The following is a 23,938-nucleotide window of genomic DNA, read 5'->3' on the forward strand; positions in this document are numbered from 1 at the left end:
ACTCATCAAGGCTGATCCGCAAATTTTTCAATAAGCTGTTTTTGCACAAGTAACAGTTTTTTACGTTCCGCACTTTTAGAATTCGTGAGTTGGCTAACGCCTTCCAAGAGAGCTGCACTGATTTCGGTTAATCTCTCCAACTCCAACATGTTTGCCTGTTGATTCCCCTTAGCCACATGATGCATCTGCTGATTGAGTTCATTCATTTGTTTGATCAATGTTCCGAACGTCGCAACTTCTTTCACCGCAAGTTTTTGGGCTTCCTCAGAACGGTTCATCAAGGTCGTTGCTTCTTCCTGGATGTACATGCTGACATTGTCCATGCGAGAATTCACTGCATTGATCACTTTACCGTTCAATTCAAGAAGTTGTTCATGATATGACTCTTTTTCATTCTTCATTTCGTAGATATGCGTCTCTACTCCTTGAATAATACCAACCTGGTCATCATTGGCTTGGGAAATCGTGTCCTGAAGGCCTTTAAACTCATTCGGAAGCTCATTTTGTAGATCGACAAGTTCTTCCACTAGTCGCAAAATACCCTCTTGCTTCTTGAGCAGCCCTTGATTATCGGTCTGATTGCTTTCTTTGAACTTGACCAATTCCGTTACGATGGTCTCCGTGCTCGCTTTCATGGCTTTAATGTTTTCTTTAGCTGAATCGTTAAAATCAGCAGCCGCATCAGACAGGTTTTTCAATCGGGCTTCGACGGCCTCACCATTTTTCCGTAACTCGGTAACGGTTTCTCGGACAACGTCTGTCTGCTGTTCGATGCTGCTGAGAAGTAAGTTCATTTTCTGCTCACTCTCTTTTGTCTTTTTCGCGAAAGACACGATCCCTAACCACAAGGTCACTACGACAACCGAAACCAAGGCCGAAATCATAAGATTCGAATCGGCGACTGGCGTCGTGACAAGTGCAAACGCGCCTAGTGCTACAGGAAACATGTAACCATACAACTTATTCATAATATCCTTCACCTCATATCATCCATTTCTTATATTGCATAAACAGCGTTAGTACGGCATCACTGATTCCCTCAGACTTCAAAGTGCTTAGCGTCTTATCGAACCGTACACTGTCTTCGTGAGCGTCTAACAGTTCAAATATTTCTGCCACATACAGCGTACGCTCAAACACATTCAGAGTATCAAGCCCATCGATGAACTCCTTTACATCTTCAAGCATATGAGGATAATCGCCAGCCGTGATTTCAATCAGGCGATGGCTCAACATGAGATATCTCCTCTCACTTTCCATCAATTCGTTTCTCACGTTCTCCCCACACTTTCAATCGTTCTATCAATGCTTCACCTTGAGAGCTTGCCGACTTGATTGTTAAGAAATGCGCGACCTCTCTGGAAAGGATCGGCATCCATTCTGGAAAGCTCGGTCGGTTCTGGAGCCAGTAAGTGTTTAACATATCCGCCGCCGCTTCGTCCATCACATCAGACAGTTCATGTTGTTCGGTCAATGTCGATAGCCTGATCAGATGCTGTCGTGGTATGTCTGGATAAAGCTCCTCTGACACTTTCTCAACTGGCTCACTGGACATGAAGTCATCGATGAGGTGGTTGATCGTCATTTCTTCGATTAAACAGCTTGTCACATTTTTCAACCGTGATAATGCCTTTATCTCTACTTCACTGACTACATTTGCGACCGTTTCAGACCGAAACAGCGGACGAGACCAACTCGGCAGTCTATCCTCAACAAACAGACTCACCTTGACCCCTACAGGTATCTCATCGATCTCGGATGGAAGATAATAATGAATTGTCAACCATTTTAAAACAGGGTGTCCCTCTGTCCATTCTATCCGCCCCATTGATGTCGGGATTGAATCAAAAAGTTTCGTATGCTCAAATAAAACCTCTGGTTCGCCGACGATATAGACTTGTCTTACGCCATCGCTATACCGTCGCGTGTCGTTGAACTCTGCTTCTCGTATGGCCTTCCAAATCGACGGTTCATCATCAAGCATCCGTTTCTCCAATTGATGGGCTAACCAAGCAATCTCAGATTGATAGTCCATGTCGATTTCCATCCAATAGCACACCGATTTCTTGCAGGGAATTCCGTGAGACTTGAAGTTCCGCTTCCACCCGCTCACTGCCTTGTTTCTTAAATTGTTCAATCTGTTCAATCTGTTCATTCCGCTCTTCAAGCTGTTTGGAAAGCTGAACAGGTATCATCTGTTCCACTGAATTCAAGACGGTCCCAAACTCTGATTTGAACCAGACTGTCACATTCTCTTGCTCTCCTGTGAGCACAGTCTGGATTTGTCGCTCAATTTCCTTGTGCATGTGCCGAATTTTAATTTCACGAAGCATCCTATCATGTTCTTTTTGGACGCGCGCAATTTCTTGTTCGACGCTCGTTTCGATTTTTTTGCGTCTGAGTTCTAAGTCCTGACGGATCTTTTCGCTTGTCGTCGCTTTTTCTTCTAATTCTTTTAATTGTGACACGCGTTTATCACGTTCGACTTCAAGCTCATGTTTGCGGGCAAAGAAATCACGACGATGTTGGGTATCTTCTATTGGCGGCTGTCGACGTTGTTCATCAATGTCTTTTCCGATTTTTTTCGCTAACGTCTGAACCGGGCTTGTTGCTTGATCGAACGTCTTCACCGCTCGAAGAAGCTGACTATCTTCATCGACTTCCCCACCTGCTTTTCGATCGACCATCTCTGCTCCCATAATCGCGATTTTTTCGGTCGCTTCTACCGCAAACTTTTTCGTGGCCTTTTTCGCAGAATCTTTCATCGCCTTTTTAGCCGCTTTTAATGCAGCTTCTTTTGCGAGTTTTTTAGCGACCGCTTTCGTTGTTTGTTTGGTCGCGGCCTTACCGGCACCTTTCGCCAAAACTTGTACCCCTGCTGAAGCGCCGGCCGTCACGGCTGCGAGTCCGATGGCGAGTCCAATATCCCCGACAAAACCAATCGCCGACGCAATCTTCGTTGCTTTTTGGTCATCGGCAGACTCATCAATGATATATTGCGGGACGAACCGTTCGACTAACTCATCTGTCAATCCTTCGATCTCTTGGGTTAGACGAAGATGTCTCTCCTCATCCACAATTTCCACCGGTAAATACTGAAGCTCTGTGGCTACTGATGCGACTCTTTTTAACAGTCGTTCGCGATCGGCCTCGTGCTTTTGCTGAAGATGGAACAGGTCAGGCTCTGTAATCTGAAGATTGACACCCTGGTCCATTTCCTCGTTCAATGTAATGATGAGCCCGTCTCCCGCAACGGCTTTAAGTTTTTCCTGTACCGTCTCAAATATGGCGTTACGCGTCGTCAACACTTCATCTTCGATTTTAAGGGTCAGAACATCGATGGAAAGATCTTGGTCTACCAATGCCTTCAAGCGTGACTCGAGAGCAACATAATTCGAATGAATAAACACTTCTACTTCTTCACCGGCACGATATAGCAACTCTTGCATCGCATCGATTCGGTTAACGATTTCAAGATTAACTTCTTCGAACTGGAGGAGCAGCTCTTGTTTCTCAGCCTCGAGTTTTGATTCGTCTTTTGAAAGTGCCACCTCAAGCATTTTAATCTGTTGATTCACTCGGCCCTGCTCACGTAAAAGGAACTGATGAATCGCATGATCAAAACGTGTTGTCTTGACCGCCATCATCTCGTTCTTCAAGTCAGAGAGAACATGTAAAATGGCATCGATATTATATCCCGTCGTCGCGCTGACCGCATGGACCGGATACACTTTCCCGAGTTGAGTGAGAAGGTCAGTTGTGACTTTCGCTATCAATTCTTCGATTGATACACCTTGAGCCTCATCGACTCGATCGATTTTATTGATGATGAAGTGCAGGTTAGGTTGATAGAGCAGGATGTGCTTAAGATAGACGACATCCTCCAACGTTAATCCTTGCCACGGCATCACATAGAAAACCACATCGGACGTTATAAGTGCCGACTCTGAAGCCTCGATATGCGACTTGAATTTTGTATTACGTCCCGGCGTATCAATTAACGTAATCCCCTGTAACCACTCAGGCGACTTTTTAAATAGTCGAATACTTAATACTCCTTCTACGTCTCCACCTGCCACAAACCCTTTTAACTCGTCAACAGCGATCACGCGAACTTGGCCATTCACGAGTTCGACTTCCACCTTATCCTCGTCCGCACCTGAAACATACGTTGGGATTGCAGTCGTCTCATTTGTGTGTGTCGGTAAAATTTCTCCTTCTCCAATTAAGGTATTGATCAGGGCTGATTTCCCCACGCTAAAAGATCCTAATATTGCAATTTCAATTTTGCGCGCTGATGCCTGAGCTTCAAGCGTTTCCAGAAAAGTAATATCTTCCTTCAGAAGAGGAAGATGTTTTAACGCTTCGATCATGCCTAGTCTCTCCTTTTTAAATGAGTGCTGTCATCAGCAACATTTTTTCTTCTTCCACTCTTTGCTTCACAGTCTCGACATCCTGTGCGACAGATGCTCGCGTCTCTTGAGAACTGTCAATTTGCTCGGCAAGCTGTGCGGCCAGTCGAATACTCGACGATAATAGTTCATCCTGTTTACGGATGTACTCCTCAATCTGTTGCTCGGCTAGTTTCAACGTGTCCAACGTCCGAATGAAGTCTCGATAATCACGTTTACACTGTGTGAACGTGGAATCTAGCTGTCTCGTCACTTTGCGCTTTTGATTGCTTAACAAGCGACCGGTTTCCGCTAGTTCTTCATTCATCCGTCTGATGAGGGCCATTCCTTCTTTCTCATTGAGCGCTTTCTGCTCCTCAAGGATCTCGTCACGATCAGCGTAAACACCATCGAAGTTCCCTAATTCCATTTCGATGTGCATGTTTTGTTCGGTACGCTCGTCGATTCCACGACGCGCGGCTACAACTTCCTCTCGACGCTGTGCAATCAGTTGATCATATCGTTTATTCTCTTCTTTAACCGTGCCATGTTTGTCGAACCAAAAGCGTCGTTTTTTAATGACGCCGTAACGCTCCTCGGTTTGAGGGGTGCTGTTGATCATCATGTCATAGAAACGCAAGTCATCTTTATGATGTCCTTCTTTACGTTGGAGTTCGCGTCTTTGAACGCTCAGTTGATGTTCTTGCTTGGTCTTGAGGTCAAGTTTACGCTTTTCGTCTGCCAATTCTTCTTTCTTGTCGGCGAATTGCTTCTTCACTTCTGCCTCAATTTCCTCAGCTGTCTTCGCTCTCGGTCGATGAATGTCGATACGCACATCTAGTACTTCATCAAGGTGCGGTGTTTCCAGTTTAAGCTCAAATTCTTCAAGTTCATGTCTCATCGCAGTGTTCAATTCCTCTGCAAGATCGAACAGTTTTCGGTCGAACAGGGCCTGATAATCTTTGTTGAATAATTCGAGCTCATCGTTCACTTGGCTCTCGAGTCGATCAAATGACTCGATAGCACCCACCGCTAGCTTAGCGGCTGTCGTCAATTGCTCGAATTCTTCATTGAACTGTTTTTCGTTCTCCCGTTTTGTATTCGAGAAGAGATTCTTCAAACGGATGACTTCTTTTTTAAGCTGCAAATTACGTAGTTCCGCTTCATCCTTGGCCAACTTATGGGCTTTTTCAAGCTCTTCCATGTCATCGTCCCGTTCGAGCGCTTCTTTGTACTGCTCAAGCTGACGAATCAATTGTTCATAATAGTTTTCGATCGAAACGTAAGGGACATTTAAGAAGTCCTTCGTCTTTTCACCTGCAAAGAGATAATTTTCCAAGCGATCTAAAAATGCAGGAAAGCGCGATGAGGTCATTAACTCGTCGGCAGGAACGTCTTCCCAGTGCTTCGTAACGACCAGCTCATCTTGCGCCTTCAACGCCTGCAAAGCACTGACTGGATAAACGATCGCCTGGGCAGGAGCAATCTGCTGGTAGTCGTTCTCGCGCAATGATTTTTCGAGCTGTTCTTTCACTTCCTGCACTTGGTCATAAGGAACACCATCGAGTCGGTTGGCGACGAAGAAAATGCGATCGATTGACTCCGAGAGGTCACGAAGAAACTTGATTTCTGTAAGTTTTCCGGGTTGTTCCATATTAAATAGAAGGATACTCGCATTCGATTTTTTAATTTGTTCTTTCGTGATTCGCTCGTGTTCGATATTCAATGCCTGCAGGCCGGGTGTATCCACAAGGACGACTCCGTTTTCTAAGTATGGCGAATCAACGTAGAGGTCGACATAGCGGATGTTTTCACTGACATTCACCTTCTCACTCATTTCCGTGACATAGTCAGGAAGGTCGCGGTATGGAATCTCGATGACATCATCGTTTTTGAAGTGAACTTTGGCGATCGGTTCTTTGCAATCTTCACCAAGTTCATTTAAGTGTCTGATGAAATTGACTGTCGCCGTGGTAGGGGTTACCTTCGAAGGGAGGATCTCACGTTTTAATAAAGCATTGATGAACGTTGATTTCCCTGTCGAGAACTCCCCAACCACAACGATTTCAAATCGTTCGTTCTCCCAGTTTTCTCTTAATGTTTGAAGGTCTTCCATCACAGGTCGGACTGATAAAACTTCGGGATAACGTCCTTCAAGTTCTTTCCCGATCTGTAACGCGGCGTCGAACCGTTCCTGTAGTTCTTGCTTTCTTTCGACAAATTGATTTCTTATCATAGGATGATCCTCACAATACTCTGATTTTTTTGATTGCTACCTGTTTCGAATCGTTCACAAATTTCACGAACTGGTCTTCAATCGTCTGAAGGTGCGCATCATGACGCTCCTCTTGTACGATTAATAACCGTTCCCACTCTTGGCGAATATCATTTAATCGCTCACTGTGCGTCTCGAGAACAATTTTTGATTGATCATTGATGATTGAATAAAGGGCGCTCAAGAAAGCATGGCGTTTTGAATGGATCGCCTCTTCAAGATCATCAATCTCCTTCAACGCACGTGTTCGTTTTCTCTCGTTTTTCATGGAAAGATCTCTGTTGACCTCGTTGATTCGTGCTAGGTCTTGTTCATAAATTGCCGTTATTTCTCTGTAACGTTCGTCCCATAGGTTCGGGCGTGAGTAATCATAGCCATCAGGGACAGATTTCTTCCAAAATAAAATTCCTGTTTCCCGGTATTGCCTTTCCGGTTTCGGTCTTTCTCCAATGTCGGACAGGACACTTTTCTTTTTGTTCTCGACCTCAGATACTTGTTCGTCGAGCGTTTTTGCAATCTGTTTCTGCTCCCCTTCGACCGTAGAGAGCTTCGTCTTGAGTTTTTTCCGCCTCGATTCCTCTTTATCGACTTGTGACTCGTAAACGTCAAAGTCGGAAAGATCTAAGTCTAGCCGCAGCGGCTCGAAGGAGATCGACATCAAGATCGAATCAAAGTTTTCCCATTTGATCTCAACATCATTCTCCATCGTTTTCAGCGCGTTCAAAAACTTTTTATCGTCACGCCTCACTTCGAGATCGAACGTTTCAATAAAGTGGTATCCGGAATCCTCAATCGATTTTCCCCACCGTATATAAATTTGTTCGACATGATTCAGGTGGCCGATATAATCATTTTTTAATGATTCAATATCGATTGTACCTTTAGCAAGATTCTCCATCTTTTCGTTCAACTGCTGACTGAAAGAAGAATACGACGCTGTGACTTTATGTAAAATGTCTTTCCCTTCACGTAAAATATTCTCTTCTAGACGTGAGCCTAGTTCCCGCACGATATTTCCGCGGCGACGTAATAACGTCTTCCCGTAGTTCTCTACGTCGGCATAGTCTAATTCGGTAATCGCGGTGAGTCGTTCGTGTCTTCTTGTTCGCTCGTCTTCTCTTTCTTGTTCTCCTTTGAACTGTTCTGCCTCGACTTCCTTAATCTCCGCATCTAATTGAATATAATCACTTTCAATCGAGCGTAACTCGGCTCGATGATATTCTCCAGAAGCCATGTATTCACCCAAAACATCTTCAAGGCTTGCAATATTCGATTCAGACAGCAGGGCATCGTCCGCATCCATTTTTCCTTTTAGTGCCAAGGTAGAGGACACGCCGATAATATCGAAGTTGGACATATCGTCAAGATTGAATTGGACCTCTTTTACGACTTCGTTCCATTCGTGTGAACTATTCATTCGGTCAATGTGCGTACCAACTAAAAAGACTTTTTTACCATTCGAGACAAATTCATTTAAAAGTTCATGGTCTGTCGTCTCAAGTCCTTTCTGTCCGTTGAACAAATAGAGAATAGCAGAAGACTTTTTGAGCTGCATTCGCGTTGTCTCGAAGGCAGACTTGGTAAGAGAATTCGCCCCTGGCGTATCGACTAAAACCAATTCTTCGTTTAAAAATCGGACTGGCCAATAAAGATCAACCGCCGCCAACGTATCCGTGACCTCATCACCTTGAAACGTCGTGTACTTCTCTAAGTCGTCAATATCATCGATTGGAAATGTTCGTGAGCCTCCCTCTAGATAGGTCAGCGCTACTTTCGCCTCTTTTCGGGACGGACAATTCCGTATTCTAGTGAGCACTTTAGTCGATTCGATCCGTCGTGTAGATAGAATCTCTTCTCCTAATAATGCATTGAGTAATGCTGATTTGCCGACGGAGAATTGACCGATGACGGCAATACTGCTTTCTAGTGAATGAATGCGTTCGGAGAGAATCTCTAGCTCGTCTCCAAAAAACAAGTCGTCACTATATTTTTCTACTAATAGACCTATGTCTGCTTGTAATCTGTTTTTATTCACGATGGGTTCCACTCTCTTTATGTTTTAGGCCGAAATAAGGCATGCAGTCAACATAGAAGATATAAATGACTGATTATTACATTTAAAGTAATTTGATTCTTTTTTGTTATAGGAAAATTATACTATATTTTTTCACATTAACAATTACCATAAAATGAAAATACACGTTTTGTTTTTATGTCGAATAGCCTTATAATGAGAAATATAAAGTATTTAAGGAAGGAAATGACATATAATCATGAATCCTGAGGTTCTTTCATCTACACGCTTTCTATATAAACGTGATTTACAATTATTAGCTGAAATCGAGGTCATCGTCATCAAAGATTCAACCTATAAATTTGTGATTTATCCAACGAAAATCGGACAAAGCCACGGATCGTGGATGAAGCATGGACCTTTCGATTCATTGACGCTCCCTCGCTCCTTCTCTGATGTAAAACAGACCTACCGTGAAGAAGTCGATTGCATACGCGCTGCGACGCGCCTTCTATCGTCTCTGGCCTCTTGTTAATTTTAAGTCAAAAGACCAAATCTTCTCTATCTTGTCATTCGTCAAACATTAATCGGAATCTAACCTCTCATTTTGTAAATGACATACTTTTGTTAACCAGTATGAAGCCATTTTATGTTAGAATTCTTGAGTGTTTGACATTACTGCTAAAGGAGATTTGCTATGCAACAACCCGTTCTTCATAAATCCGAACCTTTACTGTCTCACGACCCACTGCGACTCGTCCGACGTATGATAAAAATCATTCTCATAATTAGCTTTCTTGCCTTCATATTCGGCGGGGCATACTTGACATACTATGGCGAAAAACGTGCCATGTCCGTCATGGAAAATCGTGAATTAGCCGCTGCCCCAACGTTCTCAATCGATAGCATGACCGAAGGAAGCTACATGCGTGCTTTTGAGTCGTTCGTCACGGATCAAGTCGTGTTCCGGGACACATGGATCGGCCTGCACGCCTTCTTCACGAAAGATGTCCTGCAACAGTCGATTAAAAACGGGGTGTACGTCGCCGACGACGGTACCATGAACTCGCCGATCGGGGTATCAACAGACCCACAACCTTTCGTCTCAGATCTAGCCCGCTTCGCGACGGAAATGAACGCTGCCGACGTTCCGATTTATTTCGGATTGGCTCCGAACAAGGCTACATTCGAGACGTATGATTCGAGTCTGCCCGAGTACATGACGAATGAAGCCCCGGCCATGTATGACACAATCAAGCAAGAAGTTTCTGCTATCGACAACGTGTCCTTCATCGACTACCGCACCAGTCTCTCGAACCTCGACTCTTTAAGTGAGGCATTCTACAAAACGGACTACCATTGGAATGCCAAGGGGGCACACTATGCCTACATGGACACCATCAAAGCCATGCAAGCGGACTTTTCAGACATTGCCCCCCCTTTGACAGAGCAACAGTTGACGACGTATACACACGACCAACCGTATTACGGTTCTTACGCCAGAAGTACGACGTTACAGTATGTTAAGGAAGGTGATGCATTTGAATGGTTTGAACCGAAAGCCGGTTTCACGCCGACCAACATTTGTCATGACGGCGAGTGCGGCCTTGAACTGATCAACACCGCTCCCCTTGCCTCTTCCGAAGTCTACAACGAACTGTACACGGTTTTCTTACACCGCAACTGGCCGTTATTAACAATCGATCAGGTGACTCCAAAGAATGACAAACGTCTGCTCGTCTTAAAGGATTCATACGCCAATCCGATGTTGACGCTATTGCCGGAACATTTCGGTCATATCTCCGTCATCGACGTCCGTCACTTTAACGGCGAGACGATCCGTCAGTACGTCGAGGCGAACGAGATGGATGCCGTGCTGTTCATTCATAACGTGAACTTAAAAGATTTCATCCCGCTCTATCACGAAAAATTGGGCATTTAACAAAAATAGACCGCGAATCAGGGAGAACCTGATCTGCGGTCTATTTTTTCTTATTTGTTGATGTTGACGATGCGGTCTTCAAGCTTCGGCTCTACATCTTTAAGCTTCACGAGATAGTCGCGCATGATCTCCCAATCAATCAGACCGAGATCGTTGACACGTCCTTCTACGTAAGCTTTTTCGAAGTCAGCGTAGTTGTCTCCACCTTTTGCCGTATAGAAATTTGTTGCAATCTTGTATGTTGCGCTTGGATCGACATCCACGTACACGCCATCTTGTAGTAATTGTGCCTTTGTAATTCGGCTATTGGCCGGCTTCGAACTGTCGAACTCGATCTTCATCCCAGACATGTGTAAGAATGCCCCGTCCTCAATTGGGTAGACACTGACACTACGCTCGAGTGCCGACAACAGTTCACTGCCTTGGAGAGACATGATGGAAAGCGTATTTCCGAACGGAAGTGTCGTTAAAACTTCACCTGCCGTAATCGGACCTGCATCAATGGCAGCACGAATCCCGCCAGAGTTTTGGACTGCCGCGACGACTTGCGGGTCGAGTTGCTTCGCACGGTCGAGCATCCCGTCTGTGATCAAGTTCCCAAGCGCTGTCTCGTTCTTACGTACGCTCGGTTTCGTCACATCGCCTCGGTCCCGAAGGTTTTCGAACTCAGCGAGTGCATTCGCACCAATTTCCATATTTTTCAGTTCTTTGATTTCCTCAGCGTATGGGGCAAGGAGTTTGACTGCTTCCGGGTCCGGAGCGTACGTCTTCACATCAATCAACTTCCCGGCTTGTGAGACGACTTTACCATCTTTGTCGAAGACGACGTCTAATGTTCCTAAGTAGTCTCCATATTGATACGCTTGCACGATGACCGTCGGTGCCTGTTTGCCCTCGGTAATGACTACAGGTTCATCCAACTGCGAATGGGAGTGACCTCCGATAATGATGTCGATTCCCTCTACATGTTTTGCCAACTCTAAATCGTTATCAATCGCTGGGTTGTCATCAAACCCAAGGTGAGATACGGCAACGATTTGATCGACACCCTTCGACTTGAACGCGGCAACCGCCTTCTCAGCCTCTGCGATATAATCTTGGAATTTGATCGGGCCAGGACTTGAAATATTGGCCGTGTCTTCCGTTGTCAAACCGAAGAATCCGACCTTTTTGCCGTCCACGACTTTGATGATGCCTTCGTAAAGATGACCAGCGTATGGTTTATCTGTCACTTTATCTTGATACAAGTTTTTCAAGTATTGATCGCTGCTGTAATCGACGTTCGAGCTGACAAACGGGAATGAGGCGTTCTTGGCAAATTCAGAGAACTCTTCGTGCCCCGCATCCGTGCCGAGATCGAATTCATGGTTCCCCGGTACCATGATGTCATATTTCATATAATTCATCAGCTTCAAGTCAGCTTGTCCTTTGAATTGGTTGAAGTACAGTGAACCCGAGAATACATCTCCCGCATCTATAAGAATTCGGTTCGGATTCTCTGAACGGAGTTCATTGATGACGGCAGAACGGTTCGGTGCGAAGTCGAGCGAAGCGTGCGTGTCGTTCGTGTGCATGAATGAAAGTTCATACCCTTTCACTTCATAAGGGATCTCAATCGAGACCGTCTTCCCTCGGTGCGTATAAGATGCCGTAGCCGTAAATTGCCCGATCTTGTCCGTTGACAGGTTCGACCATTTCACCGGCTGCGGTACGGTACGGTCTACGAATTTCACAAGAAGCGTTTTCAACGTCCCGTTGATTTTGTCTCCTTGTCTAAATGAAAGCGGTTCTGTTGGAGGTAAAATGGCCGAAGGATAGTTTAAAATACGAATCTGCTTTTCGACATAGTTGTTCGTGCCCAGCACTTTGCCTTTTATCGACTGATAACTGTACACGTTTTTCTGATCGACCCATGACGTGTACCATTCGATTTTATGTCCCCGATATGTACGATCAAGTACCGCATTTAAGTTACCGTTCAAAACGATTTTTGCCTTAAGCTTTGTCGTCTTGCTCGCTGGCGCCGCCTCTGTGACAACAACCGGCGCAATCGCCGATACCGTTACTGCGGCGGCAAGCATCCCCTGATACAGCTTGCGCGTTTTCTTTTGATACATACTTTTTCCTCCTTAGATGTAACAAGAATGACCGTTCCTGAAGTCAAACGTCCAACAGAATCCCTTTATAAACAGCCGATGGAAGCGTTTCCAATAATGTGGTACGACTTCACTTTAAAGATACGCAATTACACACTTAAACACAATTCTTTTTTTGTAAATATTCCGTTATTTCCTTTTGTTTTGGAATACCGTTCTATCCAAAAAAGGTATGGAAACCCACTCCATACCTTTCTTTACATGATTTAGAAACGGAAATAAATGAACGGGTTAAAGCTGCTCGCGACGACATAAGACACGGCAAACACCAAGACGAGCGACAAATACCCGTAACGCAAGAATCCAGCCGATGCAACGACCCACGTTTTATTACTACGTTCTTCAAGCGTCAGTATATATTCGCCTAACATCTTAGGAAGCGGTGTGGCGGCAATGATTGAGATGAGCAAAATGATACCGTATTGGGATAAGTAGTACATCGCTTGCGAATCCCACAAGCCGCCCTCGCTCAATCCAAACATCGCTTGTAAATAAGTGATCGCATAACCGAAGTTGTCAGCGCGGAAGAACACCCAGCCGATGATGACGATGAACAATGTCAATCCTAGAGAAAGCGCAGACGGGAGCGCCTTCAACCATTTGCCGAGGAAGGCGCGCTCGAGCATGATGAACATTCCGTAATACGCCCCCCATGCGATAAACGTCCAGCTCGCCCCATGCCATACCCCGGTCAACAGCCAAACGACGGCCAAGTTGCGATACGTACTAACCGCGCCGCCGCGATTCCCACCTAGCGGGATGTACACATAATCACGGAACCAGCTTCCGAGCGAGATGTGCCAACGACGCCAAAACTCAGAGACCGAACGTGAAATGTACGGATAATTAAAGTTTTCAAGAAAATGGAAACCGAACATACGACCGAGACCGATCGCCATATCCGAATAACCGGAGAAATCAAAGTAAATTTGTAGCGAGTAGGCAATGATCCCGATCCAAGCAAACCCGGTCGACAAATCGCCGCTTGACTGAGAGAATGCTTGATCTGCCACATAGCCGCAGCTGTTGGCCAAAATCATCTTTTTCCCTAATCCGATGACGAACCGCTGGACGCCGGACGCAAAATCATCAAGCGTCTCTTTACGCTCATTGATCTCGTCGGCGACGGTTTGATAGCGGACGATTGGTCCGGCAATCAATTGAGGGAATAGCGAGATGTACAACGCCAAATCGAGCGGATTACGCTGCACTTTCCCTTCTTTGCGATACACATCGATGACGTAACTCATCGCCTGAAACGTAAAGAACGAGACGCCGATCGGTAACGGAATCATCGGGTCGGTGAGGCCTAACCTAAAGACGGCATTCACGTTCTCGATGATAAAGCTCGTGTACTTGAAGACAGACAGTAACAGCACGTTACCGAGCACCATCGCTCCGACTAGCCATTTGGCAATTTTAATGTCCTCACGATAGCGGTCGACAAGCAATCCGAACGTGTAGTTCATGATAATCGAAGTAATCATCACGAACGTATATACCGGTTCTCCCCACGCATAAAATAAGAGGCTCGCGATCAACAGGATCGTATTTTTTAAAAATCGGGGTGACACATAATAAATGAATAAAGTCAGTGGTAAAAAGACAAATAAAAAGATTGTTGAACTAAAGAGCATCGGTATATCCTCCTTGACATGACAAAAGACTGCTTCTGCTTAAGAAGCAGTCTTTATCATCTTACGCTTCGAATCGGTTGATGATCGCATCGACAATCCGACGCGAAGCCTCTCCGTCCCCATACGGGTTAGACGCTTTCGCCATCGCATCATGTGCGGCTTTGTCTGACAACAGCTCATCGGCAAGGCCGAAGATCGTCTCTTCGTCCACACCAGCGAGTTTGAGTGTGCCGGCAGCAACACCCTCAGGACGCTCGGTCGTATCACGTAGGACGAGGACAGGTACACCAAGAGAAGGCGCCTCTTCCTGAACACCACCCGAGTCTGTCAAAATCAAGTGCGCTCGTGAAGCATAGTTGTGGAAGTCGAACACATCGAGCGGTTCAATCAAGTGCACGCGGTCTAGTCCGTCGAGAATCTCATTCGCGAGCTCGCGTACGACCGGATTCATATGAACCGGATAGACGACTTCGATGTCCTCATACTTTTCAATCAACCGGCGAACGGCACGGAACATGTTGCGCATCGGCTCACCTAAGTTCTCGCGTCGGTGTGCCGTTAACATGACGAGCCGTTTGTCCGCTGAGACGATCGAATCGAGCAATACGCTCTCATAATCGTCACGCACAGTCGTCTTCAACGCATCAATCGCTGTGTTCCCCGTCACGAAGATGTCTGCTTCCGTCTTGTTCTCCCGCTTCAAATTGTCAGCCGACGTCTCGGTCGGTGCGAAATGAAGATCCGCCATGACGCCTGTCAGTTGACGGTTCATCTCTTCCGGATACGGTGAATATTTATTATACGTCCGCAGTCCTGCCTCGACATGTCCGATGGCAATCTGGTTGTAGAATGCGGCGAGTGAGGCGGCAAATGTCGTCGTCGTATCTCCATGAACGAGGACGATATCTGGCTTCGCTTCTTTCATCACCTCGTCTAAACCGTGAAGAACGCGCGTCGTCACGTCAAAGAGTGTCTGTTTGTCTTTCATGATATCTAAGTCATAGTCTGGCTTGATCTCAAAAAGTGAGAGTACTTGGTCAAGCATTTGACGATGTTGCGCTGTCACGACGACGATCGGCTCGATATTTGAGCGTTTTTTCAACTCTAAGACGAGCGGAGCCATTTTTATCGCTTCAGGACGTGTCCCGAATACAGTCATTACTTTAATCATTTAAAAAATCCCCTTCTATTTAACCCATTGCATCTGTACAACTTCGATGCAATAGCCTATTTATTCCATGAAAAATTCCAACAATTGATCATAACAAATGATATAGAAGCCGAATATGGAAATTTCCACCGTACAATCCATGAGCATTATACGCCTATTTCAGCTTGTGAATCAATTACAAGATGATGACATTGTAGAAATCCACGCGATTTCGTCACGGACGACCCGATCGATTCCACATCGATCCTGTATATGGCGGCTTGCCTCAGCCGAAAGTTGTAGGAATCGTCCTTCGTTTTCAATCAGTGTCTTCAAATGATCGGCGAGACCCTCGACGTCTTCAGATCGGGCAAGCAGCCCCGACACGCCATCCTCCACGAATTCAGCGATAGCGGCCACGTCGTTTGTGACGGGGACGAGACCGCTGCTCATCGCCTCACACATCGACACACCTTGCGAGTCGAGCCGGGTCGGACATAAAAAGATGCCGTTTTCTTGATGGAGGGCGTAAATCTCGTCACTCGTCAAAAATTGCTGCTTCACAATCACGTTTGGCAGTTCGCGCACCGGGGCGAGCGTCTCGCCAAATAGCGGACCGTCCCCGTAGAACGAGAACGTGACGTCTTCGAACCACGGCTCATCCTGTAACCGCAGCACGGCGGCCACCGCCAAATCATTCCCATACTTCGTCGTATGATACGGGCGGATCGAGAGGACGTGGAAACGAGCGTCTCCGTCTTTTGGCTGATACCGGAAATGACGGTCATCGATTGGGTTCGGGATCGTCGTGCTACGCTCGGTCACTTGTTTCGCGTCGACTTCAGCCACTCTCGTCTTGAACCAGTCGGAGACGTGGACGAACGACACGTAGGGATCATCGCCCCGATACAGCCGTGACATCAGCCCGAGTTGTTGTTCTTTACGCGTTTTCAATTCGAGTGCATGTCGTAAATCGTCCGCGTTGTCTAAAAACTGGAACCATCGGCGGTACCATGCTTCCGTCTCCACACCATGAATCCAGACGATTGTCGGGATGCGCGGTTGATACGAACGCGTCATCTCATAGATCGTCTCGTTAAGGAAATGAATGAGCAGAGAAGTCGCGCCACTTGCGCGGGCAATCCATTCCCCGAAGCGCGGTGCCGCTTCGATGACGTCAATCCCTTCGTGCGTATACGTCCGGACCACATCGTCTTCGGTCCGAACGATATGGACGAGCGGGCGCACACCTTGCCGTACATACTCTCGCAGGCGCGTATGAATGAACCCGTGACGATAAAGGTGGCTGGCGTGCGGGTAAGCCGTCGAAATCACGAGCGTGTCGGCCTCAGGGACGGTGAACGGTTCGCTCTCGGTCTCCCCTCGCAGGCGTAACGGAGACACACGAAGCACCCCTTCCCCGCTGAGGCGGTAATGAAGTTTCACTTGGACCGTATCTCGATCGATTGCGACCCAGTTCGTCTTGCCCGGCTCGACGACAGTCGTCCGCGTCACGTCGTCGGACGTCATCTGTTCAAGTAAGAAACGGACAGAGAGTCGCGGGTCGACGGACGCATCGAACGTGACCGCGAGCCAACGAAGTCCACTTTGCGGAATCTTTTCAAACCCGTGGACGACTGTCGCCGGGTCCGTCTTCATAAATTCGAGGTCGCCCTCTTGGCTGAACCGCCGCTTGACGGTCCGGCCGACGAGATCGACACGCCGTTCCATCAGCGTACTTCCTTTCGCACGAAGCGAGCGAAGACCGACGACTCAAAGTGTTCTAACCGCCGTTGCATCGTCTCATTCTCGATTGTGAGCCGGTTCACTTCAGCCTCGGCTGCCTCGAGCGCTTCACGAGTCGCCTCACAGCTTGTGTGCAACTGTTTATACTTTTGCTGTTGCTCGTTGAGAAGCCGTTCTAGCTTCTCTTTTTCTTCTGTTACCTTTTTCACGTCTCGTGCATAGCGTCCGACCGTTTTCGTCGAATCGGCGATGGTTTCTTTTAAAGATGCGATTTCGGCTTCATACCGCTCATAGCGGACCAACGTCTTTTGCATCATGTTCTCGATATCACGTTCAAGCGCCTCATATTCAAGTTTCCAATCGATGTCACGCATACGTTTATCCCCTTCATCAATGTCTTCTCTTACATTATGCCAAACAATCTCACGATGTACAAAAGATGTTGAGATGAAACGAAAGGACCTACTCCACAAATGTGAGTCAAGTCCTTTCGCGTAATGGATTCAGTTCATCGATGCACCTTCAGGTTTTGGTTATCGATGCTCAACATCCGATATCCTTCGACTCCATATTCGGCCGTCGATTGCCCGGTCGTGATTTTCTTGACCGATTCATCAATTGCTTCTTTCAAGAAGATATTCATTTTGGCCACAGCTTTATCAAACTGGAGCGCCGGCACGTAAGAAAATTCCGAATCCTCGTTAATGATCTGCGTCGCGCCCGCTTCAGCGACCATATAAGACGCTTTCCCGATGATCTCGGCTGTGCTATATTTCGTCGCGAGCATCAAATCTTTCAAATAATCGCCACCGTACTCGTACGCTGCGTTGAAACTCGTGACGTAATCATCGCCGATCATCTTGCCGAGCGTCTGATACTTCGATAGGCTGTCCTTCCAGTAGACTTGGATCGATGCATCTTGTTCAAACCGCTTATACAAGTCCTTCATGTCTTCAGACGCCTCGACAATCAAATACAGCGTCTTCGCCTCGTAGGTTTGACGTTTGAACTGTTCGACGATCCGATCGACCTCGTCAGCTTGCGCCTCTTGTACGACCGCCACTGAAGGGACGTGCACACGATACGGGATGTCCGCCTTGTCGAGAATGAACGTTAACCGGTGTTCGTACGTGTGGTGCTCGAGCACTTCACGAATACCGCGCACTTGCTTGTCATGGTAGACCGCTTCATCCGTCATGAGCTCTTTTAACGCCGATTCCATCTTCGCTTCATCCTCGGTGACACTGACGAGCTCACCGAACATCTGCTCGACACCGAGCGAGTACGTGCTGATGATCGGCGTCCCGCAAAGGAGACCCTCGAACACGCGACGCGAGAACATCGTTGGTGACTGTTTGACCGTGTTGATGTTCAACATGATTTTATAGCCTTTATACGCCTTGTCGATCTCGTAAAATTCGAGCACGCCTTCGATATCGTCCTCGAACTCGGCCGGGAAGCGATGGTTCGGCATGAGGTTGAATTGGTTTTTTTCATAGTTGCGGTCATAGATCGTCAATCCGTACGGCTTCGCGACGCGGAGCAGACGATCCATATCCCGGGCCCGTTCCTCGTGAAGGGAGTAGTATGATCCCGCGAAACATGCTTTTGGAATCCGTCCCTCTTTCAAGCTGATCGGGTTTTGTAGCTTCGGCTGTCCGGCGAACGGGAGCGCATAGACGCGCTCGTGGCCGCAATCTGTTTGATAAGACGGGACACGGTTCTCGTCGGTCGTCATGACGATGTCGACGAGCTTTGCCGTCTCGATGAAACGTGCGTAGTGGACCGGGTCTTCTTTGTTCCAAAAGACCGTCGGAATGTTACGGCTCTTACACCAAGCGACGAGCTCACGGATTGTTTCCGCGTTCGTCTCTCCGTAATAACCGATCTTTTTGTTCCACAACCCGTTGTTTCCTTCCCAAGCCGACTCGATGAAGACGAGGTCCGGACGCTCGGTCATGATCTGTTCTTTCCAATAATCCGGGTGCAGCGGCAACAAGTCTGCTTCAAGACGATAGTTTTCGAACGTAAATTTGTCCATGATCACACCGATCTTGATGCGACCGAGCTCGCGCGGTGCGAGATATCCTGTTTGATAGGCTTCGTGGTCGTTGACCCATTCTTTCTCTTGATTGTTCACAGAAATCTCCTCTTCAATCTTTGATAGTTGGACTTCTCGAATCGTGAACGTCCCCTGCCCTTTGACGTTGAGGGCGAGACGCCACGTATCGACGTCACGGTTCGGGCGGACGCGTGTCACACCATTGAACATGAGGTTCACGATCTCGACTTTTCGTTTCGTCTTCGACTCATATCCAACGAGCATCGGCATGACGTCGATGTCAGGCGAGCGCGAGCCGAGGATCGAGAACTCATAGTAGCCGTCGTGTGTCACTTGTGCGAACGGCTCGTCTGGTAATAGGGCGTAGTTATTGTTCGTCTCGCGGAACGAGATGTACTTTTTCTTCCCACTCGGCAGGTTGACACTCGCATGGAGCACACCGTCCTCGTCGTGTAGGCGATAGTTGGCGTTATAAGCGCCTCCGTACCATTGGCGTGCATCGATCGGCAGGCTGATCCGTTCGTCAGGCAAGACGGCAATATTTTGATAGAGGGCCTCAATCCGTGTGTATGACCCTGCTCCGTTCAGTCTCATTTTGAGCGTGAACGAGCTGTCTAACGCTCCGAATTGCAACGTCCGTGCCTCGCCCGCCTCGACGATGTGACGCTTCGTCACGCCGTTCGTCGCTTTAACTTCCACGACGAGATCGATGCCGCCGGGTGAAGAGACTTCCCCTTCGAACCCGCACACGATCGACATTTCGCCGAGGACCGGAATAGGTGCCTCGGTCAATTCGATGTATTGATAAGCCGCTTCACCGAGCGACGCGATGATTGTATCCCCGTCCACTTGAACCGTTTCACTCGTTCTGACGCGCCCCGCGAGCGGGAAGCGTTCCGGCAAGAAGATCGTCGGACAAGTCAAATGGGTTGATGCAGTCGTATTCATAACGTTCCTCCCGTGCCTACGGCGCTCGCTTCCATGAGCGAGACCATCTCCTCATACACCGTGTCAATATCATACCGTTCGTGGACGAATTGCTTCACTGCCTCGGACGCCGCTTCCGGGTCGACCGTCAAGATGCGTGCAGGCGCTTGTGACCAGTCGTCCATGATCCATTCCCGGCGATAAATGGTCTCGGCCCCGTCCCAATGACGGATGACGGGATAAGCACCACTCGCCATCCCTTCGGCGACCGCCAAATGGAAGCTCTCAAAGTCGCTCGTCGACAAGATGAAACCGATTTGTTCATACCAAGACGCCATATCGTCCCCGTGTCCCGACCATTCGACCCGGTCGGCCCAAGCAGCCTCGTTGATCCGCTTCTGAATCGTCTGGTAATGGTAGCGCTCATCTGCGTTATTCCAAATCCAAGGCACTTGCTCAGGGCGACGGCTCTTGATGACGAGGCGGAAGCGCGGGTCTTCGCTCCACACTTGTTCGAACGTATCCAAAGCGAGGTCAAGGCGCTTCAAAGATGGCAACACGCCGACGACACCGATCGTGAAGCGGGCGCTCTCCCAATCTTTCGGACGAGCGAGCGTTGTCGTGTCGACGTAGTTCGTAATCAGGCGCATCTTCTCCGAATCAATTTTGAATATCCGGCGGAACTCCTCTAAGATGTACGGTGAGATGGCGACGATGGCGTCGATGTTCTCATACGTGAACCGTTTCGGAAACACGGTCTTGCGCTCTTGGGCGTGCATCCGGACGATCAGTCTTTGATGCGGGCGCTTATAGCGCGAGTACCATTCGGCGTTCCCGAGTCCCCACTCGCAGAAAATGATATCGGCCCATTCGATCAACGTTCGGCTCCGCGCTTCATCGTGGACGCTATGGCTCGACCAGTCGTCGATTTGAATCTCGTAGCGCCCTTCTGACTCGAGACGAGACAGGAGCGGACGGATAAACTTCAGGTCGTGACCGGCGAAGACGACTTTTTTGCGCACCACCGGTTTTGAGGCATCGTTTTGCATGATCCCGTCTAACGCATCGCGTCTTCTGAGCGCACGTTCGAGCTCTGTTTTCACTTTTCGTTGCAGGGCGTTAAAGTCCAAATCTAGCATAGGTCACTTTTTCCTTTTCTTTTTGTTTTTATAGTTGACGACTTTCCGTTTGAACGTCCAATACGAGCGGCTCAAGCGGCCAAATTTCGACCCGGCGAGCGCCTCATATTTTTTATCGATTCGTTCATAGTCGGCCTCGAGCTTCTGATACTCGACTTCGAGGTCGCGCAGGCGCGCCTCTGTCTCGACGACACGATTGATGAGTTCCTCATTCAGACGGAGGCTTTCGATATAATCGTTCAAGTACTTCCGTTCTTGTTGTCTATCCAAAGTAGGGTCTCCTTTATTCAAAAAAGTTCGATTGAAGCATGGCCAAGGGTGACATCGACAGGTTTGACGTCATGCAAAATGTAACGATAGGCAAATTTAAGAAACTTTGTTTCAGGCCGTAGCTCAAACGTCTCCTCGATGTCATACGTATTCCCGTTTTGAACGAGTGTACGCACATCCATGTCGAGCTTACGACGTTCGTCGTATTGAAGCAAGAACAATTCAAATTCGTGCGGTTCGGTCGAGTTGATTTGGAACGAGGATTTGATGCGCACGTTTCCTTCGCCACGGACGAACAACTCATCTCGATAAATTTTGCTTGGCGGCAAACTAAACGGTTGATCGAACAATTGGATGTACAGTTTGTCGTCGAGCGATGTCGGGCGCAGCTCGAACACGGCCGCCCATCCTTTCTCGGTGGCACGTACCTTGTCCTTGACCCCGACGTTCGGGTTGTAGTTATAGATGGCCGGTAAGATGTTGATCGTTCTCATGTTTCTCCCCTTCTCCTAAAAAAGAGCCCCTCGACGCCGAGGGGCACTCTCACCTTGTTGATTCGCAAAAGATGCGCCACTACTCACCGGGCGAGGATCGTCGTCTCCCCTAAGCCCGTGTCCGCGAGAACGGTCGTACGGACCGCCTGCTTGGATTGTTTGAATTGTGCTTGCTGCTCTTTCGTCAAATGTCTGAACCAAAATAGGAATTTATTATACTCTTTAATGACATCTTTCGAGGGCCCGTACATCCGGATCTCCCCGTACTCGAGCCAGAGCACTTGCGTACAGAAGTCGCGGACTTGGTTGATCGAGTGACTAATAAAGAAGATCGTCTTGCCTTGCTTTTTGAACTCGTTCATCCGGCTGATGCATTTGTCGGTGAACGTCTGGTCACCGACCGAAAGCGCCTCATCGACGATTAAAATGTCTGGGTCGATATTGATGGAGATCGCAAAACCGATCCGGGCCTTCATCCCACTCGAATACGTCTTGACCGGTTGATGGATGAAGTCACCGATGTCCGCAAATTCGATGATGTCAGGCGTCAACGCCTCGATCTCTTTTTTCGTCAACCCGAGCATCAAACCTTTCAGCTCGATGTTGTCCATCCCCGACAAGTTCCCGTTCAAGCCAGACGAGATGGCGATGAGCGATGGTTTGCCGGCGAGCGTGATGTGCCCATGCGTCGGCGGCATCACGTCAGCGAGCAAGTTCGACATCGTCGACTTTCCCGATCCGTTAATGCCGATGATGCCGACGACTTCACCGGGCGGCACCTCGAACGTGACTTCTTTCAACGCATAAAACTGTTTGCCGCGCGCCTTACCGGTCATCATTTCCGTCAGCTTGTCCATCGGCTTACGATAGAGCGTATAGCGTTTCGATACGTTCTCAAACTTCACATGTGCGCTCATAAGGATCCTCCTAACGGATTAAATGTAATCGATAAAGTAACGGCGGAAGCGAACGTGAACGACTGCGCCTAGGAAAAAGACACCGAGGACGACAGCCCAATAGTAGAGCCCATATTGCCAATTGTCGGCGAGCCACGACGTCCCGAGAAACATGGAACGATAGCCTTCGACAAGATAATAGAGCGGATTGATCATCAAGATCTTCGCGAACAGACCGGTCGGCACCCAAAAGATCGGGGTCAAGTACATCATCATCCGCATGACGGACATGAGCAGGTTCTGTAAATCGCGAACGATCGTCGTGAGGGCGGACGTGAGCAACGCAAGCGCATAAAGGAGCGCGAGTGAAGACACGACCAAATAGATGAGCCAGAGCGAATGCAGTCCTGGCACATAGCCATACGCCAACATCAGAACAAACGTGATCAGCACCATTCCGAGATGTCGATAAAAGAGCGAAAGGATAACGTACGCCGGGATCGTGCTGAGCGGGAAGCTCATTTTCGATACCATCGCGACTTTCGAATAGACAGACCGTGCCCCCGTCGTGATCGCCGGACTGATGAAGAACCAGACGACGATCCCGGAGACGAGCCATGGAAGAAACGGCACACCATCGATTGGCGCGCCGCTTCGAATTCCAAATCCGAATACAAACCAGTACACCGCGACTTGGAGCGTCGGGGTGAACAGTTCCCAAAAGAAACCGAGGTATTGCATACTGTTGTTACTTTTCGCTTCATATAAAGACAATCTGAAAATGAGGTACAGGTTCTCGTAAAGTTCGAGCAACACTTTTTTCGCAGATTGCATCATCT

General features: G+C 47.9%; 18 protein-coding genes. 1 reads left to right on the forward strand and 17 read right to left on the reverse strand.

Translation table 11 applies throughout. The features are described from left to right. Window positions 1-5: 5 nt before the first annotated feature. From EVJ20_RS07430 to EVJ20_RS07455, 6 genes are read right to left on the reverse strand one after another with little or no spacing between them, the layout of a single operon-like run. Window positions 6-968 (reverse strand): hypothetical protein, encoded by a 963-nt coding sequence (locus EVJ20_RS07430; protein ID WP_131507616.1) that lies wholly within the window; start codon window positions 966-968, stop codon window positions 6-8. A 13-nt stretch (window positions 969-981) separates the two neighbouring features. Continuing rightward, entirely contained in the window at window positions 982-1,236 is a 255-nt protein-coding gene (locus EVJ20_RS07435; RefSeq protein WP_131507618.1) for a hypothetical protein, read from the reverse strand. A 13-nt stretch (window positions 1,237-1,249) separates the two neighbouring features. Next, window positions 1,250-2,047: a hypothetical protein gene (locus EVJ20_RS07440; protein ID WP_131507620.1), complete on the reverse strand. Its 798-nt coding sequence runs from the start codon at window positions 2,045-2,047 to the stop codon at window positions 1,250-1,252. Beyond that, complete coding sequence (locus EVJ20_RS07445) at window positions 2,019-4,373, reverse strand: dynamin family protein (protein ID WP_131507622.1); 2,355 nt, start codon at window positions 4,371-4,373, stop codon at window positions 2,019-2,021. The genes EVJ20_RS07440 and EVJ20_RS07445 overlap by 29 nt, the downstream gene beginning before the upstream one ends. A gap of 16 nt (window positions 4,374-4,389) precedes the next feature. Then, window positions 4,390-6,627, reverse strand: a complete 2,238-nt coding sequence (locus EVJ20_RS07450; RefSeq protein WP_131507625.1) for a dynamin family protein — start codon at window positions 6,625-6,627, stop codon at window positions 4,390-4,392. Between the two features lie 10 nt (window positions 6,628-6,637). Beyond that, window positions 6,638-8,701: a dynamin family protein gene (locus EVJ20_RS07455; RefSeq protein WP_161568095.1), complete on the reverse strand. Its 2,064-nt coding sequence runs from the start codon at window positions 8,699-8,701 to the stop codon at window positions 6,638-6,640. Between the two features lie 802 nt (window positions 8,702-9,503). On the opposite strand from EVJ20_RS07455, the gene EVJ20_RS07460 reads away from it, so the two are divergent. Next, window positions 9,504-10,622 carry a DHHW family protein gene (locus tag EVJ20_RS07460; protein WP_161568096.1) on the forward strand — a complete coding sequence of 373 codons (1,119 nt, stop codon included), beginning with the start codon at window positions 9,504-9,506 and terminating at the stop codon, window positions 10,620-10,622. Window positions 10,623-10,672: 50 nt separating this feature from the next. On the opposite strand, the gene EVJ20_RS07465 is transcribed toward EVJ20_RS07460, so the two are convergent. The 11 genes from EVJ20_RS07465 to EVJ20_RS07515 form a co-directional block, all read right to left on the reverse strand. After that, window positions 10,673-12,739, reverse strand: coding sequence for a bifunctional metallophosphatase/5'-nucleotidase (locus EVJ20_RS07465; protein ID WP_131507631.1), 2,067 nt, complete (start codon window positions 12,737-12,739; stop codon window positions 10,673-10,675). 245 nt (window positions 12,740-12,984) lie between these two features. Further along, a complete protein-coding gene (locus EVJ20_RS07470; protein ID WP_131507633.1) occupies window positions 12,985-14,415 on the reverse strand; it encodes an MBOAT family O-acyltransferase in 1,431 nt (476 codons plus the stop codon). Window positions 14,416-14,476: 61 nt separating this feature from the next. Further along, entirely contained in the window at window positions 14,477-15,586 is a 1,110-nt protein-coding gene (gene wecB, locus EVJ20_RS07475; protein WP_131507635.1) for a non-hydrolyzing UDP-N-acetylglucosamine 2-epimerase, read from the reverse strand. A gap of 171 nt (window positions 15,587-15,757) precedes the next feature. Further along, a complete protein-coding gene (locus EVJ20_RS07480) occupies window positions 15,758-17,296 on the reverse strand; it encodes a glycosyltransferase family 4 protein (RefSeq protein WP_131507637.1) in 1,539 nt (512 codons plus the stop codon). Continuing rightward, window positions 17,296-17,685, reverse strand: coding sequence for a hypothetical protein (locus EVJ20_RS07485; RefSeq protein WP_131507639.1), 390 nt, complete (start codon window positions 17,683-17,685; stop codon window positions 17,296-17,298). The genes EVJ20_RS07480 and EVJ20_RS07485 overlap by 1 nt, the downstream gene beginning before the upstream one ends. Window positions 17,686-17,819: 134 nt before the next feature. Beyond that, window positions 17,820-20,321 (reverse strand): CgeB family protein, encoded by a 2,502-nt coding sequence (locus EVJ20_RS07490; protein ID WP_131507641.1) that lies wholly within the window; start codon window positions 20,319-20,321, stop codon window positions 17,820-17,822. Beyond that, window positions 20,318-21,439, reverse strand: coding sequence for a glycosyltransferase family 4 protein (locus EVJ20_RS07495; protein WP_131507643.1), 1,122 nt, complete (start codon window positions 21,437-21,439; stop codon window positions 20,318-20,320). Before EVJ20_RS07495 ends, EVJ20_RS07490 begins: the two co-directional genes overlap by 4 nt. Window positions 21,440-21,442: 3 nt before the next feature. Further along, complete coding sequence (locus EVJ20_RS07500; protein ID WP_131507645.1) at window positions 21,443-21,709, reverse strand: hypothetical protein; 267 nt, start codon at window positions 21,707-21,709, stop codon at window positions 21,443-21,445. Window positions 21,710-21,726: 17 nt separating this feature from the next. Beyond that, the gene (locus EVJ20_RS07505; protein ID WP_131507647.1) at window positions 21,727-22,203 is read right to left on the reverse strand and encodes a hypothetical protein; all 477 of its coding nucleotides are present in this window, start codon (window positions 22,201-22,203) and stop codon (window positions 21,727-21,729) included. An 83-nt stretch (window positions 22,204-22,286) separates the two neighbouring features. Next, window positions 22,287-23,120, reverse strand: a complete 834-nt coding sequence (gene tagH / locus EVJ20_RS07510) for a teichoic acids export ABC transporter ATP-binding subunit TagH (protein WP_131507649.1) — start codon at window positions 23,118-23,120, stop codon at window positions 22,287-22,289. A gap of 18 nt (window positions 23,121-23,138) precedes the next feature. Next, window positions 23,139-23,933, reverse strand: a complete 795-nt coding sequence (locus tag EVJ20_RS07515; protein ID WP_236636271.1) for an ABC transporter permease — start codon at window positions 23,931-23,933, stop codon at window positions 23,139-23,141. Between the last annotated feature and the right edge of the window lie 5 nt (window positions 23,934-23,938).

The sequence above is a fragment of the Exiguobacterium sp. SH0S1 genome, from assembly GCF_004337165.1.
GTDB classification, from domain to species: Bacteria; Bacillota; Bacilli; order Exiguobacteriales; family Exiguobacteriaceae; genus Exiguobacterium; species Exiguobacterium aurantiacum_A.

Bases quoted from the DNA above. Each gene is read 5' to 3' on its own strand.
- EVJ20_RS07430 (WP_131507616.1), bottom strand. From the start codon at position 968: ATGAATAAGTTGTATGGTTACATGTTTCCTGTAGCACTAGGCGCGTTT.
- EVJ20_RS07435 (WP_131507618.1), bottom strand. From the start codon at position 1,236: ATGTTGAGCCATCGCCTGATTGAAATCACGGCTGGCGATTATCCTCAT.
- EVJ20_RS07440 (WP_131507620.1), bottom strand. From the start codon at position 2,047: ATGGAAATCGACATGGACTATCAATCTGAGATTGCTTGGTTAGCCCAT.
- EVJ20_RS07445 (WP_131507622.1), bottom strand. From the start codon at position 4,373: ATGATCGAAGCGTTAAAACATCTTCCTCTTCTGAAGGAAGATATTACT.
- EVJ20_RS07450 (WP_131507625.1), bottom strand. From the start codon at position 6,627: ATGATAAGAAATCAATTTGTCGAAAGAAAGCAAGAACTACAGGAACGG.
- EVJ20_RS07465 (WP_131507631.1), bottom strand. From the start codon at position 12,739: ATGTATCAAAAGAAAACGCGCAAGCTGTATCAGGGGATGCTTGCCGCC.
- EVJ20_RS07470 (WP_131507633.1), bottom strand. From the start codon at position 14,415: ATGCTCTTTAGTTCAACAATCTTTTTATTTGTCTTTTTACCACTGACT.
- wecB (WP_131507635.1), bottom strand. From the start codon at position 15,586: ATGATTAAAGTAATGACTGTATTCGGGACACGTCCTGAAGCGATAAAA.
- EVJ20_RS07480 (WP_131507637.1), bottom strand. From the start codon at position 17,296: ATGGAACGGCGTGTCGATCTCGTCGGCCGGACCGTCAAGCGGCGGTTC.
- EVJ20_RS07485 (WP_131507639.1), bottom strand. From the start codon at position 17,685: ATGCGTGACATCGATTGGAAACTTGAATATGAGGCGCTTGAACGTGAT.
- EVJ20_RS07490 (WP_131507641.1), bottom strand. From the start codon at position 20,321: ATGAATACGACTGCATCAACCCATTTGACTTGTCCGACGATCTTCTTG.
- EVJ20_RS07495 (WP_131507643.1), bottom strand. From the start codon at position 21,439: ATGCTAGATTTGGACTTTAACGCCCTGCAACGAAAAGTGAAAACAGAG.
- EVJ20_RS07505 (WP_131507647.1), bottom strand. From the start codon at position 22,203: ATGAGAACGATCAACATCTTACCGGCCATCTATAACTACAACCCGAAC.
- tagH (WP_131507649.1), bottom strand. From the start codon at position 23,120: ATGAGCGCACATGTGAAGTTTGAGAACGTATCGAAACGCTATACGCTC.
- EVJ20_RS07515 (WP_236636271.1), bottom strand. From the start codon at position 23,933: ATGCAATCTGCGAAAAAAGTGTTGCTCGAACTTTACGAGAACCTGTAC.